We start from the raw sequence: 24,030 nt of genomic DNA, 5'->3' as shown, positions 1-24,030 counted from the left end.
TTACACATATATATTATACTAATAATAAAATATTCTTAAGTTAAGATATATTAAATATGTATTTTATATATGATCAATTTTATAAAAATTATCAAGGTAAATCTAAATTATTAAATGATTTTTTAAAACATACAAATAAAAATATTGTATATATTACAAATAATTACTGATAATGTCAATACATTTGATATTAGGATACAAGACAAGTTTATTAATTATTAATGAATTACAATATATGTTATTCTATTTTTTTGCCTCTTTGGCACTAAGACGTACCCGTCCCTGACGATCAACTTCTAAAACCTTAACTAATATATTTTGATTTATACAAAGATAATCAGTAACTTTTTCAACACGCTTATCAGTAATTTGAGAAATATGAACAAGACCTTCTTTGCTACCACTAATGGCAACAAAAGCACCAAAATCAACAATACGAGTTACTCTACCTTCATAAATACGACCAACTTCTATTTCAGCAGTAATTGCTTCGATACGTTTAATTGCTTGTTTAACTTTTTCTTTATCAGTTGCTACTATTTTAATAGTACCGTTATCTTCAATATCAATAATAGTACCAGTTTCATCAGTTAAGGCGCGTATAACGGAACCACCTTTTCCAATAATATCTTTAATTTTTTCAGGATTAATTTTTATAGTATGTATGCGTGGAGCAAATTCAGAAATATTGCAGCGTGGTTGATGAATTGCTTGCTCCATTACACTTAAAATATGAAGACGAGCACTTTTAGCCTGATTTAAGGCTATTTGCATAATATTATGAGTAATTCCTTCTATTTTCATATCCATCTGCAGGGCAGTCATCCCTTGACAGCTACCAGCAACTTTAAAATCCATATCTCCTAGATTATCTTCATCACCTAAAATATCAGATAGAACGACAAATTTATCTTCTTCTTTTACTAAACCCATAGCAATACCAGCTATCGCATTTTTTATGGGTACTCCTGCATCCATTAATGCTAAGGAAGCACCACAAACAGAAGCCATAGAAGAAGAACCATTAGATTCAGTGATCTCAGAAACTATACGCACAGTGTACGGAAACTCTTCTTGTTTAGGCATAACTGCCAATAAACTACGTTTGGCAAGTCTACCATGACCAATTTCACGACGCTTAGGTGAACCCATCATACCAGTTTCTCCTACAGAGTATGGAGGAAAATTATAGTGTAATAAGAATCTATCAGTTTGTTCACCTATCAAGCTATCAATATTTTGTGCATCACGTTCTGTACCTAAAGTAGCAGTTACTAGAGCCTGAGTTTCACCACGAGTAAACAACGCAGATCCATGAGTGCGTGGTAAAATACCAGTTCGTATATCTAAACTACGAATCATATCTTTTTCACGACCATCGATACGTCTTTCTCCACGTATAATACGACCACGTACAATATTTTTTTCTATTAATGTTAAAATATCTGTTATGTCTCTTGAGTTTACAGATTCATCTTCAAGTTGCAACGTAGTAATCACGTCAGTTTTAATTTGATTAATCTGAGTGTAACGATCTTGTTTTTCAGTAATGTGATATGCATCTCCTATACGTATTTCAGCTAATGCAGCAATTCGGTTGTATAATACTGTATTCATAACCGGAGCTGTCCATTTCCAACGAGGCTTACCAACTTTCGCAGTCAGTTCTTTGATATTATCAATAACAATTTGTTGACGTGCATGTCCAAATATAACAGCATTTAACATTTGTTCTTCACTTAACTGCTGAGCTGCTGATTCAACCATTAATACTGCACTTTCGGTACCGGCAACAACTAAGTCTAATTTACTGACTTGTAATTCATCAATAGTGGGATTCAATATATATTGATCGTTAATGTAACCAACACGAGCTGCACCAAAAGGTCCATTAAAAGGAATACCTGATAAGCTAAGAGCAGCAGAAGCGCCAATCATTGCAACAAGATCAGGACTAACTTGTGGGTTTACAGAAACAACAGTTGCAACAACTTGAATTTCATTCAAAAATCCAACTGGAAACAATGGACGAATTGGACGATCAATTAAACGTGCAATTAAAATTTCATGTTCATTAGGACGACCTTCACGACGAAAAAAACTACCAGGAAAACGACCAGCAGCATAAGTACGCTCTTGATAATTAACAGTTAAAGGGAAAAAACTTTGATCTTCTTTAGCGGTTTTAGCACATACTACTGTAACGAATACCGCAGTATCTTCCATGGTAGCCATGACAGCAGAAATAGCTTGACGAGCCATAATTCCAGTTTCTAAGGTAACTGTATTGCGATCATACTGAAATTTGCTAACTATAGGATTTAGCAAGATATTTTCCTTATTTTATGAGTTAGTAACTGTATAAAAGTGTTGATTTTAATTATTTTTTATGAATACGTTGTATTAACTTTTTAAAATATTTGTATAATAAATTTGTTAAAAAATATTAGTTATTATGCATAAAAATAACTTATTTTTTTTATTATTGATAATATTTTATTTAATTATAATAAATGTTAATTACACTCAATTAAGTAATTGATTATAACAACTTTTTAGATGTAATCTTTAAATTAATAATATTATATTTATCTTTTAACTTTTTAAAAATATTTTATCTACTTTTACTAATGACGTAGATTTAAACGCTCTATCAAACTAGTATAATTAGTTATATTTTTATTTTTAAAGTAATTCAACAACTTTCGACGCTTAGAAACCATACGTAATAATCCACGACGACTATGGTTATCTTTTTTATGTTTGGTAAAATGAATTTGCAAATTATTAATTTGTGTAGTTAACAAAGCAATCTGTACTTCAGTTGAACCACTATTTTTAATATTACCACCAAAGTCAGTAATTATTTTAGTTTTAACATTTAGAGACATTATATAACTCCAAAATTATAAAAAGATTGAATATATAGTTATATAGACAATCTCTAATTTAGTTTTTTATATATAATACATATTTATACTCTGAGTAGAAAAAAATTGCAACAATGTATCTCAAAACTAAAATTATTTTTTATTATAAAATCATATGCTGAAATAATCACTCTTTATTAGTATTTTGATCTACTAATTGTAATAAACGATGTGGAACTAAATAACCAAGGTTATTTACTTCTCCAATACCAATAAATTTACACTTTTTTTCTATATTAATTCTGACCATACCTTTAATAGAACAATCTAATAATTGTACTTTTTGTCCGTGAAGGATTTGTTTAGCGGTTACATATGTTAAATTAACAACTGGTAAATGGGATACAACAGTTTCTATTGGCAACAATAAAGAATCAAGTATTACATTAGGTTGAATATTAACTTTTTTAGCATTAGTAATAATTTTCTGTAATTGCTCAACAGTTATCATTTTATCTTGAGAATAATTAGCCACTTGTACACGACGCAAATATGTAACATGCGCGCCACATCCTAAAGATGATCCTAAATTATCAATGATTGTTCTAATATAAGTACCTTTAGAGCAAGTAATCTCTAATTCTAACTTATTGTCTTTATAATTAATCAATTGTAACTTATAAATTGTAATATTACGAGTTTTACGTGGAATCTCAATTCCTTGGCGAGCATATTGATAAAGTGGTTTTCCATGATATTTAATAGCAGAATACATTGATGGTATTTGTGTACTATTACCAAGTAATTGAGTTAAAGCATAATTTAATTGTATCTTTGAAAAAGATACTGGTCGTTCCTCAATAATTTCTCCGTCAGCATCAGAAGTACTAGTGCTTTGTCCTAATTTAGCAATAACGTGATATATTTTTTTCGCCTCTAATAAAAATTGGGAAAATTTAGTAGCTTCACCAAAACAAATAGGTAACATACCAACTGCTAAGGGATCTAATGTACCAGTATGTCCTGCTTTATTAGCATTATATATATATTTTATTTTTTGTAAAATTTTATTTGAAGATATATTTTGATGTTTATCCAATAAAAGAATACCATTAATAGAACGTTTATGTTGGATACATCGTGACATGATTACTTCCTCATATACCTAAATATTACACGACGTAATTCGACGCTTTTCATCATTTTTAATGATCTCATTAATAAGAGTAGATATACGTATACTTTCACTTAAAGTATTATCATAAAAAAAATTTAACTTAGGAATAACTCGCAGTCGCATTGCTTTACCAATTAATTTACGAATAAAACCAGCAGCTGCATGTAATGCTTGCAATCCTACTTTAACTACGTTAGGATCACTATCATGCAAGAAAGTAATAAATACTTTAACATATGCTAAATCATAAGAGACCTCAACATCAGAAACAGTCGCCATAAAAATACGTGGATCTTGAACTTCACGTTGTAAAATAATAGCAAGTTTTTTATGAATTTCTTGAGATATTCTCTGAATACGATTATTGTTTTTTGTCATTAATTAGTCCTTTAAGAAATATTCTAAGGAATATTTCTTAAGAAATTAAAATAATAAATATTTTAATGGTTAGTAATACTTATGTTTATATAAATTTAAAGTAAGATATAATAAACTTTTCAAGAGTTAGATATTTTATAGAAATGCAATATACTTTTCAAAAGTATTAATACAAGTAAATTTTAAATCAATATTTTTTATTAAAAAATAAGTTTCTAATCCTAATTTATTTAAGATTAATTTTTTGTATATAGTTTTAAAACATAAAATATCTTAATCAAGATATATTATATGACATACTATACAAATAAATATTATATATCAATATTTTAATACTTATTATTAATATCTTAACATGTATTTTTTTTATAAAATATATTACTTGAATCAATATTTAGTTATTTTAATATAATTATATTGAATATAATCTTAATATATAAGATATACAATATTTTTAAAAAGATATTTTTCTTGTATATATTTTTTAAATTAGTTGATTTTACGTTTTATTTCTATAATATTAAAAACTTCAATTATATCTCCAGAGCGAATATCATTATAATTTTTAATACCAATACCACATTCCATGCCATTAATAATTTCATTAATATCTTCTTTAAAACGACGTAAAGATTCTAATTCTCCTTCATAAATAACTACATTATTTCGTAATACACGAATGGGATTATTACGCTTAATAATACCTTCAGTAACAATACAACCTGCAATAGCACCAAATTTAGGTGATTTAAAGATGCTGCGTACTTCAGCTAACCCTATGATTTCTTGACGATATTCCGGAGTTAACATACCACTCATTGCTTGTTTAACTTCATCAAGAAGATTATAAATAACAGAATAATAACGTAAATCTAGATTTTCAGTTTCAATTACACGACGCGCTGATGCATCAGCACGTACGTTAAAACCAAGAATAATAGCATTAGATGCAGCCGCTAAAGTAGCGTCAGTTTCAGTAATACCACCAGCTCCAGAACCAATAATTTTTATTTTTACTTCATTAGTAGATAAACTTAATAACGCATCATTAATGGCTTCACAAGAACCTTGTACATCAGCTTTAAGTACGATGTTTAATTCAGAACATGTACCGTCTTTCATATTGGAAAAGATATTTTCTAGTTTATATTTTTGCTGATCTGCCATTTTTATTTCACGTAATTTATTTTGACGATATAATGCTACTTCACGAGCTTTTTTTTCATCACGTACAACAGTTACTATATCACCAGCTGACGGTACATTAGATAAACCTAAAATTTCGACAGGAATCGAAGGACCAGCAAAAAGGACTGAATATCCTCTTTCATTACGCATGCCACGTATGCGACCATACTGAAAACCACATATAACAATATCTCCTTTATTTAGAGTTCCTTCTTGCACTAAAATAGTAGCTACTGGACCACGACCTTTATCTAAAAAAGATTCGATCACTACACCACTTGCCATACCTTTATGTACAGCTTGTAATTCTAACATTTCAGCTTGTAATAGAATCGCATCTAATAAAGAATCAATACCTGTGCCTACTTTAGCAGACACAGGAATAAATTGAGATTCACCACCCCATTCTTCTGGCATAACACCATATTTAGATAATTCATTTTTAACATGATCGATATCTGCTTCAGGCTTATCAATTTTATTGATAGCTACAACAATTGGCACTGTTGCAGCTTTAGCATGTTGAATAGCTTCAATAGTTTGCGGCATGACGCCATCATCAGCAGCAACAACTAAAACAACGATATCAGTTGCTTTGGCTCCACGAGCACGCATTGCAGTAAATGCAGAGTGCCCTGGAGTATCTAAACATGTAATCATGCCGTTATCAGTTTTTATATGATAAGCACCTATATGTTGTGTAATACCACCAGCTTCACCTGATGCTACTTTTGTTGATCTAATACAATCAAGAAGAGAAGTTTTACCATGATCAACATGACCCATTATAGTCACAACTGGCGCGCGAGGTTCTAAAGTAATTCCAATATCACGATCAATCATAATAGCTTTTTCTAAATCATTATCACGACGTAAAATAACTTTATGACCCATTTCTTCAGCAACCATATGAGCAGTTTCTTGAGATATAGTTTGATTAATGGTAGACATAGAACCCATATTCATCATTGTTTTAATAACTTCAGAAGCTTTAATAGCCATTTTATTGGCTAGTTCTGCAACAGTAATAGTTTCTCCAATAATAACATCACGGATTACTGCTTGAACGGGTTTATTAAATCCTTGATGTAAAGAACTTATTTTTCGTTTACTTTTATTATTGCCACGTGTCTGTGCACGCTCTGCTTCACGATCAGCTTTAGATTCAAATAATTTATTGCCTTTTTTATTCTTCGGTACTTTAGCTGCAGTACGTGTTCTAGCGCGTCCAGATTCAAGTTGACGGTCATTTTCATCTTCGGCTTCACGAGCATGATGAGAAGTAGTAACATGATAGTCAGAAATATCTTCTATTATTTCATTTTCAATTTCTTTACCTGCATTAGCTTTAGCCATTTTACGAGCTTCCTCAAAAACACGCTTAGCATCTTTTTCAAGTTTACGTAAAGCTTCTTCTTCTGCTTTATGTTTTAATAACGCAGCTTCAGCTTCACGGCGTACTTTATCGGCATGTACAGTTTTAGTTTTTTTGTTAATAGTTTGATTGCTCTCTTTTTTCAGTTCAGTTGCACTACGTTTATTTTTATGGCCTACTTTACATTTGACTTGTTCATTTAAATCATGATTAATTTTATTTTCAATAATAAATTTTATTTTTTTATTAGATATGTCTTTAAATTGTTTTTCAATTTTAATGGGATCTTGCTTGTTTAATAAAACATTTATGCTTTCTATATCTTCCGTAATTACTGGATCTTTTTTTATATAAATACGCTTTTTGCGAACTTCTATTGGCACAGATTTACTTTTTCCACCAATCATTGGAACATTCAATGTAGTACGTGTTTTACGTTGTAATGTTAGCTTACTTGATACATTGTGTTCACGATTTAAATAAGTTAATAATATTTCTTTTTCTTGCGGACTCACAAAATCATTTATTGATTTTTTTAATCCTGCATCAGCAAATTGCTGTATTAAGCGATCAACTGAGGTATGTATGTCTGCTGCTAATACTTTTACAGTTACTTCTGTCATACTATCTCTTCCCGCTACAATTTAATTATTAATTATCGCCAAACCAGCAGATATTGCGTGCAGCCATAATTAATTCACCAGATTTTTTACTATTTAATCCATCAATATCGGCTAAATCTTCGATACTCTGCTCGGCAAGATCTTTTAATGCACAAATACCACGATTAGCCATTTTTAAGGCTATATCAAGATCTATACCTTCCAGAGATAATAGATCTTCATCTGGATTACAATGGCTTAAGGTCTCTTCTTTAGCTAGAGCTAGTGTGGTTAATGCGTTTTTTGCTTGCTCTCGTAAATTCTTTATCATTTGCTGATTCAAACCATTAATAGCTAGTAACTCTTGTTCAGGAACATATGCTAATTCTTCTAAAGTAGATAAACCTTCTTCAACTAGTAAAGTTGCAAAATTTATATCAATATCGAGATATTTAGTGAATGTTTTAATAGTTTCTTGTGCTTCAGCTTGATGTTTGGCCTTTAAATCATCAAGAGTCATAACATTTAATTCCCAACCACTCAATTGAGCAGCTAAACGAACATTTTGACCATTACGACCAATAGCTTGTGCAAGATTGTTCACTTCAACTGCAAGATCCATAGTATGTTTATCTTCGTCTACAACAATAGAAGCTATTTCGGCAGGAGCCATAGCATTAATAACAAATTGTGCTGGATTATCATCCCATAATATTATATCAATACGTTCACCACCAAGTTCACTTGAAACAGCTTGAACACGAGCACCACGCATCCCTACACATGCTCCTATAGGATCAATACGTTTATCGTTAGTTTTAACAGCAATTTTTGAACGTGAACCTGGTTCTCTGGCTGCGGTTTTAACTTCGATAATATCTTCACCTATTTCTGGAACTTCAATACGAAATAATTCTATTAACATTTCTGGACGTGCACGGCTCACAAACAACTGGGCACCACGTGCTTCTGGACGAACATCATATAGCACGCCACGAATTCTATCACCAGGACGAAAATTTTCACGTGGAAGCATATCTTCTCGGCTAATAATAGCTTCAGTATTGCTCCCTAGATCTAATAATATGCTATCGCGATTTACTTTTTTAACAACACCCATAACAATTTCACCTTGGTGCTGACGAAATGCATCAACCACCATAGCACGTTCGGCTTCTCTAACTTTTTGCACTATCACTTGTTTTGCGGTTTGAGTTGTGATACGATCAAAAATAACAGATTCAATTTTATCCTCAACATATTCACCTAGTCTGAAAAATGAATTTTCAAATTGAGCAGCATCAAGAGTAATTTCGCGGGTTGGTTGAGTAACTTGAGCGACTATTATCCAACGACGGAAAGTATCAAAATTACCTGTTTTAGGGTCTATACAAATACGAACATCTATATCTTGTTCATATTTTTTTTTAGTAGCGGTTGCTAGTGCCATTTCTAGAGCTTCAAAGATTTTTTTACGAGGAAGAGATTTTTCATTAGAAACTGCCTCAACAACAGCTAGAATTTCTTTATTCATTCTAGTAGCCTGATTCAAATTTTAATAGTGTAGGTACTAAGTGCGCTTTTTGAATGTTACTTAATAAAAATATTTCGTCTTTTTTATCTATAGTGACTGTAATTCTTTTATTTTTAGCATCTTTAATAATACCTTGCCATTTATTACGATGTTGTATTTCTTTGCGTAATATTATTAATATATTTTCTCCTATAAAACGAACATAATGCTCAATTTTAAATATTGGACGATAAACACCAGGTGATGAAACTTCTAAGTTATATGCAACTTGAATAATATTTTTAGCGTCAAGAGCTACACTAATTCTGTAGCTAACATTCGCGCAGTCATTAATAGTAATCCCTTTATCATTATCAATGTAGATACGTAATGTTAAACAATGATTATATATTAATTCAAGACCTAACAATTCAAAACCTAATACGTTAACTGGTTCTGAAATAATCTTTATTAATGTTTGTTTTAATTTAGACAATCATACTACTCCCAAGACATAAAAAAAGGCTAAATAGCCTAATTATTTCACTGTTATATTGCAAATATTGTTTATTATTTAGGGGTATTTGTAATATAACTCTATATACTAATTAAATAAAAATATAGTGTCTTTAGAAGACTCTTTTAAAAATTTAAGTTATTACTAAAATATATACACTATTTATTATGCATAATACTTTTAAAATTGGTTGCGGGGACCGGATTTGAACCGATGACCTTCGGGTTATGAGCCCGACGAGCTACCAAACTGCTCCACCCCGCTGTGATTTATACAATACTTGTAAAGTATTAAACAATATCTATAACTTGGTACCGAGGACGGGACTTGAACCCGTACGCCTTATTAGGCACTACCCCCTCAAAGTAGCGTGTCTACCAATTCCACTACCTCGGCATATAGCATGTATTAATCATACTTCCAAAAAGAATATTTTTATATTTTATATATATTTTTTTAAAAAATTAATTTTTAGGCTTTTAACAACTCATATTTTTACATAAATATTAATGTCTTATATCTTTACTAAAAGTTTTTACTAGAGTTTTTGATGTCTTTAATTGATTAGTCTGTATCGTTGTATTCAGATTATTCCATTGATTTTGTTTGCTGTATTGTTTACTAAAATTACTTAATAATAAACTTAATATAAAAAACATAATAGCTAAACTAGAAATAATATTAGTCATAAAATTATTAGATCTATTATAACTAAATAACGTAGCAGACGCACTAGTTCCTAACGAAGATCCTATATTAAGATTTTTATTTTGTTGCAACATAATCATACTTACTAAAGTAATAGCAATTATAATAAAGAGTATCAAAAATAATTCATACATTAGTTACACCTATTTTATATTATAGCTAAATACTTTAAGTAATAAAATACATAATTGTTTATATATACCACATTATCACTTGTCACGAAGGTGTGCAAGAAAAATTTATTAATTTGTGTACATCAATAAAAAATATTAAGTTAAGGTATATATTGTGTATATAAATATAACTTGATTTAAATATAATGTATATTACTTAATAATTTTAATACCATGAGCAATACGATTAGCCATTTCTGTAATTTGCTCATTATCTTCACCTTCGACCATAATACGAATTAACGGTTCAGTTCCTGAGGTGCGAAGCAGCACACGTCCTTTACCATTAAGTTGTTCTTCAATTTCTGCAGTAAGAGCTTTAACGCTTTCTGACTCTAATGGATTACCATTACCATAAAATCGGACATTAATAAGAACTTGTGGTAATAACTTTATACCGCTACATAAATCATGTAAAGACATGCAGTTACGTATTATTACTGCTAAAACTTGCAAACCTGCAATAATGCCATCACCAGTAGTAGTTTTATCAAGCATGATGACATGCCCAGAGTTTTCAGCACCTAAACACCAACCTTTTGATGTCATCATTTCAAGAACGTATCTATCTCCTATTTTTGCACGTACAAAAGGAATTCCTATTTGTTGAAATGCCAATTCTAATCCCATATTACTCATATGCGTACCTACGGCACCTCCATGTAAAATGCCTTGACGTAAGTGTTCACGTGCAGTTAGATAGAGAATATAATCACCATCAAACTTATTACCTAAATGATCAACCATGATAACACGATCGCCATCTCCATCAAAAGCTAATCCTACATCTGCTTTTTCAGCTAGAACTGTTGTTTGTAATTGGCGGATATCTGTAGAACCACATTCTTGATTAATATTTATTCCGTTTGGCCTACAATTAATAGTTATAACTGTTGCACCTAATTCGCGAAGTACGTTTGGTGCTATATTATAAGTAGCTCCATTGGCACAATCAACAACAATTTTTAAGTCATTCATATTAAGATTTGAAGGAAAAGTACTCTTGCAGAATTCAATATAACGACTAGAAGCATCAATGATACGACTTGCCTTGCCTAATTTAGCAGATTTTACACATGTCATTGGCTTTTCCATTTCTGCTTCGATAGCTTCTTCTACTTCATCTGTTAGTTTAGTACCATGAATAGAAAAAAATTTAATGCCATTATCATAATATGGATTATGAGACGCAGAAATTACTATACCAGCTTCAGCACGAAAGATTTTAGTTAAATATGCTATTGCAGGGGTTGGCATAGAACCAGTCAATAAAGTAGATAAACCAGCAGCAGAGATACCAGCTTCTAATGCAGACTCCAACATATATCCAGAGATACGGGTATCTTTACCAATAATAATTTTACGAGAACCATGTTGAGATAACACCTTTCCAGCAGCCCACCCTAACTTTAATATAAAATCAGGATTAATAGGACATTTACCAACTTTGCCGCGAATACCGTCTGTACCAAAATATTTTCGCTCGCTCATAAGTTTATATCCTTTATTTAACAGTGTAAGATAATAACAATAAACATTATCTTCATTGTTTTTATATAATAAACTACTAAGTTATATGTGGGTTTTTAGCATCAAGGACATTACAGTACATATTACTATTGATTAATATACACTATGTTTGATTGAATTATAGAAAATAATAACCATATCTTTATAAGATATACTAATTAAAATTAGTAATCTAAAGAATGATAAATTACATAAGATAAACTAACAATATATCATATTTCTTGATATTCTACTTACAATAAAAATTAATTTTTATAAACAAAATTTTTTATAAAAATATTATCATATGTCTTAAATACGATATTAAATATATATAATTTATTTTATATTACTATATCATTGTATTTTGTCCTATATTGTATATCTTATTTATTTTATCAATATCAGGGATAATCATAATGATTCATATTTTTTATTATTTTTAATTTGCTAGGATTAGACAGAAAGATAAATCTTATTAATTTATGTAAGTTATTAAAGATAATAATTTGTTTTAACACTCTTATTTTATCGTGCTGATTTGTATCATATCTATATTGATTATTATTTAATCACTGTTAAAAAAAATAAATTATAATTTGTGTTACATCATGATAATAATATATTAATCATAATTAATAATCATATCTGTTTACTATTTTAATAGTATTAATATATTTTATAAAATTATTAAAATTTTTTAATTATTTTAAACACTTAATAAATTATTAATAATACTTATAGAGTATACTGATATATATGTCATACAACCTTATTACTAGAATCAAATGATTTAATATAAATTAATAGTAAAATTAATATTTCTATCTTATGTATACATAAGATTTATCTAAATTGTTTGATATATATTTATAGAAAGATTATTTAAAGTTTTTATTATGTAATAATATAACTCATTTAATATATTTAGTATGAGTAATGTTTAAGTATTCATAATATAAAATATATTTTTATTACTTTAATTTACTTATGTAATAGAATAAAAATTCTATTTTTAGAATTACATCTAAGTTAATATTTAGTAACAAGTAATGAAATTTTTAGTATTTTATATAAAGATACAATTATCATATTAAATAAATAAAGATTATTTATACAATACGTTTTAAGTTATATAAATAATATTTTTATATTTTACTATATTATTAGTACGAATTTTGTATGATCTTACAAAGATATAAAATATTGATTACTCTAATAGGAGTACTTACTGAGTAAGTACTCCTATTAGAGTTTATAAGAATTATGTAATTATTGAATATATGATTGCATATGTAATCTTATTCTATAATTAAATCATTAATTGTGATTTTTAAAGTTATGATGTAACTAATAATTTATACTAATTTTATTAAATAATAATCTATTTATAAACGATAAAGTAATATACATAATATCATCTTAGTTATTATAAATACTTGTGATATTAGTTAAAAATAATTATATATAATAATATAAGTGTTATTGATATTAAGTAATATTTAGTCTATTTTTATTTATTAAACTATAATATTATCTTGTTAATTTATTTTTATTATTACTAATAATTTATGTACAATTATGATTATCGGTATTATCTAATACATTTTGATTAGCATTATGATCATTGTTATTTAAATTATTATTCTTCTCTTCTTCCCAACCAGTTGGCAGACGAACCGCACGACGAGCCATTAAATCATCAACTTGAAGAGCATCAATTGTTTCATATTTCATTAATGCATCTTTCATTGCATGCATAATATCTATATTTTCTTCTAATAAATGACGAGTGCGTATATAGTTACGTTCTATCAACGCTTTAACTTCTTGATCAATAATACGTGCGGTTTCATTAGACATGTGTTTAGATTTAGAAACAGAACGTCCTAAAAATACTTCTCCTTCTTCTTCTGCATATAATAGTGGACCTAGTTTTTCTGAAAATCCCCACTGGGTAACCATGTTACGAGCTATTGTTGTTGCTTGTTTGATATCCTGTGATGCTCCAGTAGAAACATGATTAATACCATAAATTAATTCTTCTGCTAAACGTCCACCATAAGCAACAGAAATTATGCTCTCTAGTTTTTGACGACTGTAGCTAATAGCATCTCCTTGTGGTAAGAAAAAGGTTACACCTAATGCTAGACCTCTTGGAATAATTGTTACCTTATGTACTGGATCATGCTCAGGCACTAAACGACCAATAATTGCATGTCCTGCTTCATGGTAAGCAGTAGATTCTTTTTGTTTTTCAGTCATAACCATTGAACGACGCTCTGCGCCCATCATAATTTTATCTTTAGCTTTTTCAAACTCAGCCATAGATACAACTTGCTTATTATTACGAGCTGCAAATAGTGCAGCTTCATTGACTAAATTTGCTAAATCAGCACCAGAAAATCCTGGTGTACCTCTAGCAATAACAGAAGAATCAAGATCTATTGCTAAAGGTACGCGACGCATGTGTACTTTTAAAATTTGTTCACGGCCACGCACATCTGGTAGACCTACAACAACTTGTCGATCAAAACGTCCTGGACGTAGTAGCGCAGGATCAAGTACGTCAGGACGATTAGTAGCAGCTATAACAATAATACCCTCATTACCTTCAAAACCATCCATTTCAACTAACATTTGATTTAAAGTCTGTTCACGTTCATCATGACCACCACCTAAACCAGCCCCACGCTGACGGCCAACAGCATCAATTTCATCAATGAAGATAATACATGGAGCTGTTTTTTTGGCTTGTTCAAACATATCCCGCACACGAGATGCACCAACACCAACAAACATTTCAACAAAATCAGATCCTGAAATAGTAAAAAATGGTACTTTAGCTTCACCAGCTATTGCTTTAGCTAATAAGGTTTTACCAGTACCAGGAGGACCAACCATTAAAATACCTTTAGGAATTTTACCACCTAATTTTTGGAAACGACTTGGGTCACGAAGATATTCAACTAATTCTGAAACTTCTTCTTTTGCTTCATCACAGCCAGCAACATCGGCAAATGTTGTTTTAACTTGATCTTCATTAAGCATACGAGCTTTGCTCTTGCCAAAAGACATTGCACCTTTACCGCCTCCTTGCATTTGACGCATAAAGAAAATCCATACTCCAATTAATAAAAACATGGGAAACCAAGAAATAAAAATAGAGGTAAGTAAGCTTGGCTCTTCAGGTGGTTCGCCAATTACTTTTACATTTTTAGTTAATAAAGAATCTAACATTTTAGGATCGTTAATAGGAATGTATGTTGTATATTTATTACTATCTTTTTTAGTAACATTAATTTCACGCCCATTAATACGGACTTCACGTACCTTATCTTGATTAACTTCAGTTAAGAAAGTAGAATAATCAATCTTACGGTTATTCGATTCACTGGGCCCAAAGCTTTGAAACAGGGACATTAGTACTACTGCAATGACCAACCAAAGTATTAGGTTTTTTGCCATGTCACTCAAGGGATGAACCTCATATTTACAACTGTGTTAACAATAAGCATCAGGGTACTATATTTTTTGCCCTGTAGCTACGATGTATACTTCCCTCGAACGTGCTCGGGATGCATCAGGTTTACGAATCTTAACTTTTGTAAACAGTAAGCGAATCTGCGTAAGGTACTCATCAAAGCCTTCTCCCTGAAACATCTTTACTAAAAAATTACCACCGGGAGCTAAGACATCCTTAGTTATATCTAACGCTAATTCCGCTAGATATATTGCACGCATAATGTCTACTGATGGTAGACCACTCATGTTAGGTGCCATATCTGATATTACAACTTGCACCTTATCTTTACCTACACATTTTATTAATTCTTTCATCACTAATTTATCACGAATATCACCTTGTAAAAAATGAACACCAATAATAGGATGCGTAGGAAGAATATCATTAGCAATAACTCTTCCTCTATCTCCAACTTTTTTAGCAACATATTGTGACCATCCGCCTGGCGATGAACCCAAATCTATAACATTCATTCCTAATGTAAATAATTTGTCAATTTTGTGTATTTGATCTAATTTAAACCAAGAACGAGAACGCAATTCTTTTTTTTGAGCTTGAATTACATATTTATCATTAAAATGTTCGTGCATCCAACGATTGGAACTAGCAGAACGTTTTTTTCCCATCTAATATTTATTCTCTAAATAATAATTTAATGTTATTTGAAAGTATAATCAATTATATTTGATGATAATACTGTAGATATGAATGTAATATAGTATTATAAATAAAAAATAATTTAATTAAAAAGATATATTATATATAAATAATACAATATTATCTAATAATCTTACTAAATACTATGTTATATAATAATAACATATATTTATATATCAAATTAATAAACGATAAGTTGATCTATAATATAAATAAATATTTGATATGATCAAACTATAATACATAAAATTTTAATACTTGTAATAAACATGCAATAATTAATTTATCGGTAATTAGTATGCTTTTATAATAATATATTATTATAGATATATTATTTTATAACCTAAAAGCATTACTTAATCATAAAATAATTTAACGTTTTTTTAATATATTAAACATATATAACTTTTATAATTTCAAATTCTACTTGACCTTTAGGAGTATTAATATTAACAATATCACCCTGTTTTTTGTTGATTAGACCACGTGCAATAGGTGAATTAATAGAAATACGATTTTGTTTAAAATTAGCCTCGTCATCACCTACTATAGAATAAGTGTGTATATCTTTATCAGCACAATTTTTCACACTAACTGTACAACCAAAAATAACACGGCCAAAATTTGAAATTTTAGTAACATCAATTATATTTGCATTAGATAATTTTGCTTCTATTTCTTGGATACGACCTTCACAAAAACTTTGTTGTTCACGAGCAGCAAGGTATTCAGCATTTTCTTTTAAATCACCATTTTCACGTGCATCGGATATATCGGAAATAATTTTTGGACGACGAACACTTTTTAAGTACTCTAATTCTTCACGTAATTGTGCTACACCACGCAACGTCATAGGAATATTATGCATAATAGTTTTAATTACCTTTTGAGCTATACTTTATCTTAATTAATTTCTTGTAATAAGTGATATAGTAGACAAAATATAAGGTTATTTTAAATAATATGTTTTGGTATACATCATGTATTATAATGTTTACATGTTTAACAAATATATTATGCAATAAAAAATATTGTATTTAAAATATATGAGTTATAAATATTTAACTTTAACATATATGTTATATATTTTAATGATTAGTTATAAAACTTAATATTGTTGTATTGTATATATAATTGTTTATTTTAATTAGAATAATTATTTATATTTATAGATAATAATAAAATTTCATAATTAAGTATATATGGTTTCTTTACTTTGATTACATAACTACAACTGATTTAAATTCATAATTTAAAATGCTGAATTTAACAATGAAAATTTTATTTTATAATTTATTAGTATAATGCTAATAAACTACATTGTCTATACTTATGATCATTCAATGATTATCGTAGTATAGTATTTATTCTTAGAATAAATTATTTATTAAATACACAAAGTATATTTTAATATACATCCCATCGATAAAATTTTAATTTATTTTTTTAAATTTTATTATTAAATACAAATATCTTTACAAAGGTAATAATTAAACGATTTTTTTATTAAAACATTGTAAAAATATTTTTCTGTATTATCATCCATACATAGTAATTTATATTTTAATGTTTATTTTAAATAATATAATCATAATTACATTAAAATTATTATCTTTTAATATTTTATATAACTATTTAATTACAAATATTTTTATTCAAAAAATATAATTATTCTCTTGCATTAAATATTTTTTTACACTTATTTTATTTAGTTTATCTTAAACATACTTTAGATAGGTGATGATACATTATTATTATAATCATAACGTTGAACTTATGTATACTACTGACTAATAAAGAAAGATTATATTTTATTATCAAAAAATAATAATTTTAAATATTTTAAAGGTATTAAGCATTGATATATTATTTTGGTTTTTATTATATATAATATTCATTGAAGATACTATTAAATATGTTTTATTATTAATGAAATAATATTTATTATTTTTTGACATAATACATATTAATTGTGTAGTATTGTAGTATTTATAATATGTTAGTATGATTGAGCATAAAAATATACTATAATTTTAATAAATTATCAAGTTCTTATCCCTTTAATGATTGCATAAATTTTATTTTAATTATTAAAAATATTAAGTAAATATTATATATTAAATGAAATCAATGTAATGACTAATGATTTCTATTACTTTATGTTTACTTAAAAAATATCATAACTGACTATTGATAGTAAGTTTATAATTATTTTTTTCTTAACTAATTATTTACCTAAAATTTATTTTATTTATATAGCAATAATATAACGATATAGTTTTACAATAAATTTTATGAGTAGTAAATGAATATCTTGTAACTACTTAAAACTTCTTAATATTTTACATTGTATTATAATTAAAAAATTGATAATAAATCTTCTCATACTTAGATTTAGAAACATTTATTTAACATATTTAATATATTAAAATTATTTAATAATACATTTAAATATTATTATCATAATTATGATGTATTATAAAAATAGAACTATATTTTTTATTTACTATTTAGTAAAATAAAAAATCCTGGTTAATATTTTTTATTTTTTGGAGTGTAGTTAAGATGTAATCTACTGAGTAATTGTACTAATAATTTTTATTATAAAATTTATATACATTAAAAACTATATAATACTAATTAACTCATGTAATTAGTTAGCAGATATAATGTTAAGTTTTAATATTTTTTGTTCTCTAAATCATTTTTACATATAATATACCTATATATCATAATTAAAATTAATTTACTTATGATAATTATAAGTAATGCATACTATAATAATAAAATACTATTTAAATTTTTTTATGATATATAAAATATCTTATTTATTTCATAAAATGATTTATAATATAAAAATTTTTTTAATTTTTTATATAAGATATTATAACACGTTATTTCATAATATAAATGAAAAATTTATTGTAATAAAAGTTACATTCTATGTAAGTGAAGTACCTAAACAATGAAGATTTAGGTTTATTAATATATATAATTTTTTTATATTTGTTAGTAAGAATATTTTTCTGAATATCAATATTACTATTTTCAAATCTATATATAATTATTATTAAACTATAAGTGATAATAAATAACTTTATTTATTATTAATATAATCATATAAATTTATAACAATCATTAAAGAATATCTTTATATTTTAAAATCAATCAAAAAATATTTTTTATATACAAGAATCAACAGTATGTACTATATAAAATATATAATAAATAATATTGTACTGTTCTTGCATTACATATAATTAACATTTATTTTATTATGTTTTTAGTAGAAAATTTTAATACATTAAACTTTTGTATTATATATTTGTATGTTATTTTAATTGTTAATTTAAAAGAATAAATTTTGGCATCAAAAGAATAATCATCTCATACTAATCAAGATTTATTATAATATTTTATAACTAAATATAACAGCAATGAAGCTAATGAATATTTATTCTAATTAAGTTAGAAATTATCTAACAAAACACGATTTTATAAGGAAATAATTTTATTTCTATAATTATAAACCACTTTAGTATTATAACGCTAAAAAATAAAATTTTTAAAAAATTGTGCTAATACACTATTATAATTAGTACCAGTTTAATCGTAATACAAATAAATTATATTTAATATCTAATAATTTAGATGTATTATTACCGATATTTTAAATTCATTAGATTTATAATTATCTTAGAATATTTGATATTATTAGTTATGTCTATTACTGAATTACAATTCGGTATACATTAAAAATTATAAAACTTAGAACAATTTCTAATTTGTAATAATATTTCCATGATTAGAAGTATATTTGTAGTATTAAAAATGGGTTATATTAGATTATTTATAATAGTCATGTTATAATATATTATTATATAGAGTAGTTTTATAAATTAGAAAACTATATTGATAATTATTTTTTTTAATAATATCTCTATTATTTAGATGCTTATAAAATTCAATTACATGAAATATATAATAATATACTTTATAGAAATAAATTATTTTTACCTAGTTGCTTCGTATAAAGATAGTTACAGATAAGGAATATAAATGCCCGTTATTACTTTATCTAATGGTAGTAAACATCAATTTAATGAATCTATATCTGTAATAGATGTTGCTATGAGTATTAAACCTAGTTTAGCAGCACATTGTATTGCTGGCTGTGTTAATGGTAAATTAATAGATGCTTGTGATCATATTATTACTGATGCTGATGTATCTATTATTACTGCAAAAGATCAAGTAGGTTTACAAATTATTCGTCACTCCTGTGCCCACCTTCTAGGACATGCTATCAAGCAGTTATGGCCAAACACTAAAATGGCAATTGGACGTGTCATAGATAATGGTTTTTATTATGATATAGAGCTTAATCAAATTTTAAAAAAGAAAGATCTTGAGTTACTAAATGAACGTATGCATGAATTAGCAAATAAGAATTATCAAGTTATTAAAAAGCAAGTCAGTTGGCAAGCAGCACAAAATATTTTTAAATTACGTCAAGAACCATATAAAATAGCTATTTTAAATGAAAATATTAATCATTGTGATCGGGTAAATTTATTTTACCACAAAGAATATATTGACATGTCTCGTGGACCACATGTACTTAATATGCGTTTTTGTCATCATTTTAAATTACAGAAATCATCTGGTTCTTATTGGCGTGGTAATAGTAATAATATCGTATTACAACGTATTTATGGTACTGCTTGGGCAGAAAAAAAAGCATTAACATATTATCTCAAAAGCATAGAAGAAGCTGAAAAACGTGATCACCGTAAAATTGGCAGACAGTTGAATTTATATCATATAGAAGAAACATCGCCTGGAATGGTATTTTGGCACAATGATGGCTGGATAATCTTCCAAGAACTTAAAAAATTCGTACGCATCAAACTCAAAGAATACAATTATCAAGAAGTTAGAAGTCCATTTATGATGGATCACGTACTTTGGGAAAAAACAGGACATTTAGAAAATTATAAAAATGCAATATTCACTACATTTTCAGAAAATCGCGAATATTGCATTAAACCTATGAACTGTCCAGGCCACATTCTGATATTTAATCAAGGTTTAAAATCGTATCGTGATTTACCGTTACGTATGAGTGAGTTTGGTAGCTGTCATCGTAATGAACCATCAGGCGCATTACATGGTTTAATGCGTATTTGCAGTTTTACGCAAGATGATGCACATATTTTTTGTACTGAAGAGCAAATACATGATGAGGTTACAAGCTGTATAAAGATGGTATATGACATATATAGCATATTTGGTTTTAAAAAAATTTTAGTCAAACTTTCTACTCGTCCAAAAAAACGTATTGGTAGTGATGCAATATGGGAACGAGCAGAAAAAGATTTAACTCAAGCATTGAAAAAACAAAATATTTCTTTTGAATACCAGACTGGTGAAGGAGCTTTTTACGGACCTAAAATTGAGTTTACTTTGTATGATTGCTTGAATCGTGCATGGCAGTGTGGTACTGTACAACTTGATTTTTCATTACCTGGTCGTTTAAAAGCTTTTTATATTGATCAAAAAAATCAACGTTTAACTCCAGTAATTATTCATCGTGCTATTCTTGGTTCAATAGAGCGTTTTATTGGTATACTAACTGAAGAATATATGGGATTTTATCCAACTTGGTTAGCACCTTTACAAGTACAGATAATGAATATTACTCACGCACAAGCTGATTATGTCACGCAATTAACTAAAAAAATACAAACTTTTGGTATTCGTGTTAAATCAGACTTGAGAAATGAGCAAATAAGCTTTAAAATTCGTGAGCATACTTTACGTCGAATTCCATACATGTTGGTTTGTGGAGATAAAGAAGTAAAATTAGGTAAGGTATCTGTTCGTACTCGTCGAGGTAAAGATTTAGGAACTATGGATATTCATGAAATAATCGAAAAATTGCAAAAAGAAATTTGCAGTCGTAGTCTTCATCCAATAGAGGAATTAAGTTATTAAAGGCGGAAAAAAAATTCAACCGGTACGCTCTAATCGTATTAATGTAGAAATTCGTGCTCAAGAGGTGCGTTTAACAGGAATTAATAGTGAACAAATTGGTATTGTTAGTATTAATGAAGCTTTAGCACAAGCCGAAAAATTTGGTGTTGATTTAGTAGAAATCAGCCCAAATGCTGACCCACCAGTTTGTCGCATTATGAATTATGGTAAATTCCTATATGAAAAGAGTAAAGCCACTAAAGAACAGAAAAAAAAACAAAAGATTATTCAGGTTAAAGAAATAAAATTTCGACCTAGAACTGATGATAGTGACTATCAGGTAAAACTCCGTAGTTTAGTCCGTTTTCTGCAAGATGGTGATAAAGTTAAAATTACTCTGCGTTTTCGTGGACGTGAAGTTGTACACCAACAAATAGGCATAGATGTACTAAATCGTGTAAAAAAAGATTTAAGTGAATTATCGGTAGTAGAATTTTTTCCTACAAGAATTGAAGGACGTCAGATGATCATGGTTCTTGCACCTAAAAAGAAACAATAGAACTTCAAAAAATATTATTAATTATTAATGATAATGTGTATAAAAAATAATATTTGTCCTATTAATGCACATAATTAATAATGCGGAGTAGAAATCATAATGCCAAAGATGAAAACTGTGCGTGGCGCTACTAAGCGATTTAAAAAAACTGCTAGTGGTGGTTTTAAATATAAGCATGCTAACTTGCGTCATCTTTTGACTAAAAAATCTACTAAACGTAAGCGTAACTTGCGTCCAAAAGGTCAAATTTCTCAAGCAGATTTGAGTTTAGTTATAGCATGTTTACCGTACGCATAAGTAATTGTTTTTTGAATCAAAAAAAAGATTTAAGGAAAGCATATGGCTCGCGTAAAACGTGGTGTAATTGCACTCGCACGTCACAAAAAAATAATTAAGCAAGCAAAAGGCTATTACGGTGCTCGTTCGCGCGTATATCGTGTTGCCTTTCAAGCAGTAATCAAAGCAGGTCAGTATGCTTATCGTGATCGTCGTCAACGTAAACGTAAATTCCGTCAATTATGGATTACACGGATCAACGCTACCGCACGTCAAAACGGTATTTCTTACAGTTGTTTTATGAATGGTCTTAAAAAGTCTTCTATTAATATAGATCGTAAAATTTTATCTGATATAGCTGTATTTGATAAAATATCATTTGCTACTCTAGTAGAAAAAGCAAAATCTGCTTTGATATAATATTATTAAATGAAAGAGGGGTATAATATCCCTCTTTCATAATTTTTATTATTTAATAATTATATATATAATACAATATGCTTTACATAAAATAGATAACATTAGATTAAATAATTATAAATAAAATTTTTTTAAGAAAAATTATTTAAAATAATTAGTATTTATTATTTTAATAACTTGAATTAAAGAATATTATTAGTACAATAATTTTTGTTATTTTCAGATGCTTAATATAGATTACTAACTTGCGTAAATAAAATAACATAAAAAAATTAAAATTTTTTGTCTAGTTTGTTACGTTAGTATTAAATATGTTTTGTATAATTTTAAAAAATTGTAATCTTAAAAAAATTATTATATTATTAATATTTTTTATATAATTACATATTATCATGATTAGTTATAATTTTATTAATAATATAACTATTATATAATTTTAACATGTTGTATTTAATAAATTAAAAATTTAATTTACATGCTCTATATTACTCAATATCAAATTTAATTAATAACAACATATATTAAATTGTATATTTTTAATGTAAGTATCCATCGTATATAGATAGAATACTTATAATCCACTAAGAAATATTAAACTATAATATA

At 27.6% G+C, this 24,030-nt stretch carries 15 protein-coding genes, 2 tRNA genes and 1 pseudogene; 4 read left to right on the top strand and 14 right to left on the bottom strand.

Annotated elements, in window-relative coordinates:
• Positions 1 to 243 precede the first annotated feature (243 nt).
• The 14 genes and pseudogenes from pnp to greA form a co-directional block, all read right to left on the bottom strand.
• Positions 244 to 2,328 carry a polyribonucleotide nucleotidyltransferase gene (gene pnp / locus GII40_RS01690; protein WP_226813128.1) on the bottom strand — a complete coding sequence of 695 codons (2,085 nt, stop codon included), beginning with the start codon at positions 2,326 to 2,328 and terminating at the stop codon, positions 244 to 246.
• A gap of 299 nt (positions 2,329 to 2,627) precedes the next feature.
• Positions 2,628 to 2,891, bottom strand: a complete 264-nt coding sequence (rpsO, locus tag GII40_RS01685; RefSeq protein WP_226813127.1) for a 30S ribosomal protein S15 — start codon at positions 2,889 to 2,891, stop codon at positions 2,628 to 2,630.
• A gap of 166 nt (positions 2,892 to 3,057) precedes the next feature.
• The gene (gene truB / locus GII40_RS01680; RefSeq protein WP_226813126.1) at positions 3,058 to 4,017 is read right to left on the bottom strand and encodes a tRNA pseudouridine(55) synthase TruB; all 960 of its coding nucleotides are present in this window, start codon (positions 4,015 to 4,017) and stop codon (positions 3,058 to 3,060) included.
• Positions 4,018 to 4,035: 18 nt separating this feature from the next.
• Complete coding sequence (rbfA, locus tag GII40_RS01675) at positions 4,036 to 4,425, bottom strand: 30S ribosome-binding factor RbfA (protein WP_226813125.1); 390 nt, start codon at positions 4,423 to 4,425, stop codon at positions 4,036 to 4,038.
• 489 nt (positions 4,426 to 4,914) lie between these two features.
• Positions 4,915 to 7,611, bottom strand: a complete 2,697-nt coding sequence (infB, locus tag GII40_RS01670; RefSeq protein ID WP_226813124.1) for a translation initiation factor IF-2 — start codon at positions 7,609 to 7,611, stop codon at positions 4,915 to 4,917.
• A gap of 28 nt (positions 7,612 to 7,639) precedes the next feature.
• Positions 7,640 to 9,124 (bottom strand): transcription termination factor NusA, encoded by a 1,485-nt coding sequence (nusA, locus tag GII40_RS01665; RefSeq protein ID WP_226813123.1) that lies wholly within the window; start codon positions 9,122 to 9,124, stop codon positions 7,640 to 7,642.
• Between the two features lies 1 nt (position 9,125).
• Positions 9,126 to 9,599, bottom strand: a complete 474-nt coding sequence (gene rimP, locus GII40_RS01660; protein WP_226813122.1) for a ribosome maturation factor RimP — start codon at positions 9,597 to 9,599, stop codon at positions 9,126 to 9,128.
• A 208-nt stretch (positions 9,600 to 9,807) separates the two neighbouring features.
• Positions 9,808 to 9,884, bottom strand: a tRNA-Met gene (locus GII40_RS01655).
• A 45-nt stretch (positions 9,885 to 9,929) separates the two neighbouring features.
• Positions 9,930 to 10,016, bottom strand: a tRNA-Leu gene (locus tag GII40_RS01650).
• 110 nt (positions 10,017 to 10,126) lie between these two features.
• Positions 10,127 to 10,462 (bottom strand): preprotein translocase subunit SecG, encoded by a 336-nt coding sequence (secG, locus tag GII40_RS01645; protein ID WP_226813121.1) that lies wholly within the window; start codon positions 10,460 to 10,462, stop codon positions 10,127 to 10,129.
• 192 nt (positions 10,463 to 10,654) lie between these two features.
• Complete coding sequence (gene glmM, locus GII40_RS01640) at positions 10,655 to 11,992, bottom strand: phosphoglucosamine mutase (protein ID WP_226813120.1); 1,338 nt, start codon at positions 11,990 to 11,992, stop codon at positions 10,655 to 10,657.
• Positions 11,993 to 13,627: 1,635 nt separating this feature from the next.
• Positions 13,628 to 15,478, bottom strand: a pseudogene (gene ftsH / locus GII40_RS01635) (ATP-dependent zinc metalloprotease FtsH); the annotation flags it as partial.
• A 57-nt stretch (positions 15,479 to 15,535) separates the two neighbouring features.
• Positions 15,536 to 16,162, bottom strand: a complete 627-nt coding sequence (rlmE, locus tag GII40_RS01630) for a 23S rRNA (uridine(2552)-2'-O)-methyltransferase RlmE (RefSeq protein WP_226813118.1) — start codon at positions 16,160 to 16,162, stop codon at positions 15,536 to 15,538.
• Positions 16,163 to 16,584: 422 nt separating this feature from the next.
• The gene (gene greA, locus GII40_RS01625; RefSeq protein ID WP_226813117.1) at positions 16,585 to 17,061 is read right to left on the bottom strand and encodes a transcription elongation factor GreA; all 477 of its coding nucleotides are present in this window, start codon (positions 17,059 to 17,061) and stop codon (positions 16,585 to 16,587) included.
• Between the two features lie 3,191 nt (positions 17,062 to 20,252).
• Here greA and thrS point away from each other — a divergent pair.
• From thrS to rplT, 4 genes are all read left to right on the top strand, one after another.
• Positions 20,253 to 22,190, top strand: coding sequence for a threonine--tRNA ligase (gene thrS, locus GII40_RS01620; RefSeq protein ID WP_226813116.1), 1,938 nt, complete (start codon positions 20,253 to 20,255; stop codon positions 22,188 to 22,190).
• Positions 22,186 to 22,728 (top strand): translation initiation factor IF-3, encoded by a 543-nt coding sequence (gene infC / locus GII40_RS01615; RefSeq protein ID WP_226813627.1) that lies wholly within the window; start codon positions 22,186 to 22,188, stop codon positions 22,726 to 22,728. Before thrS ends, infC begins: the two co-directional genes overlap by 5 nt.
• A gap of 99 nt (positions 22,729 to 22,827) precedes the next feature.
• Positions 22,828 to 23,025: a 50S ribosomal protein L35 gene (rpmI, locus tag GII40_RS01610; protein ID WP_226813115.1), complete on the top strand. Its 198-nt coding sequence runs from the start codon at positions 22,828 to 22,830 to the stop codon at positions 23,023 to 23,025.
• 42 nt (positions 23,026 to 23,067) lie between these two features.
• Positions 23,068 to 23,424 carry a 50S ribosomal protein L20 gene (gene rplT / locus GII40_RS01605; RefSeq protein WP_226813114.1) on the top strand — a complete coding sequence of 119 codons (357 nt, stop codon included), beginning with the start codon at positions 23,068 to 23,070 and terminating at the stop codon, positions 23,422 to 23,424.
• Positions 23,425 to 24,030: the final 606 nt, after the last annotated feature.

The organism is Candidatus Profftia lariciata (genome assembly GCF_020541265.1).
Lineage (GTDB): Bacteria > Pseudomonadota > Gammaproteobacteria > Enterobacterales > Enterobacteriaceae > Profftia > Profftia lariciata.
Note: the sequence above shows the minus strand (reverse complement) of the source record. Positions and strands in the feature narration are given on the sequence as shown.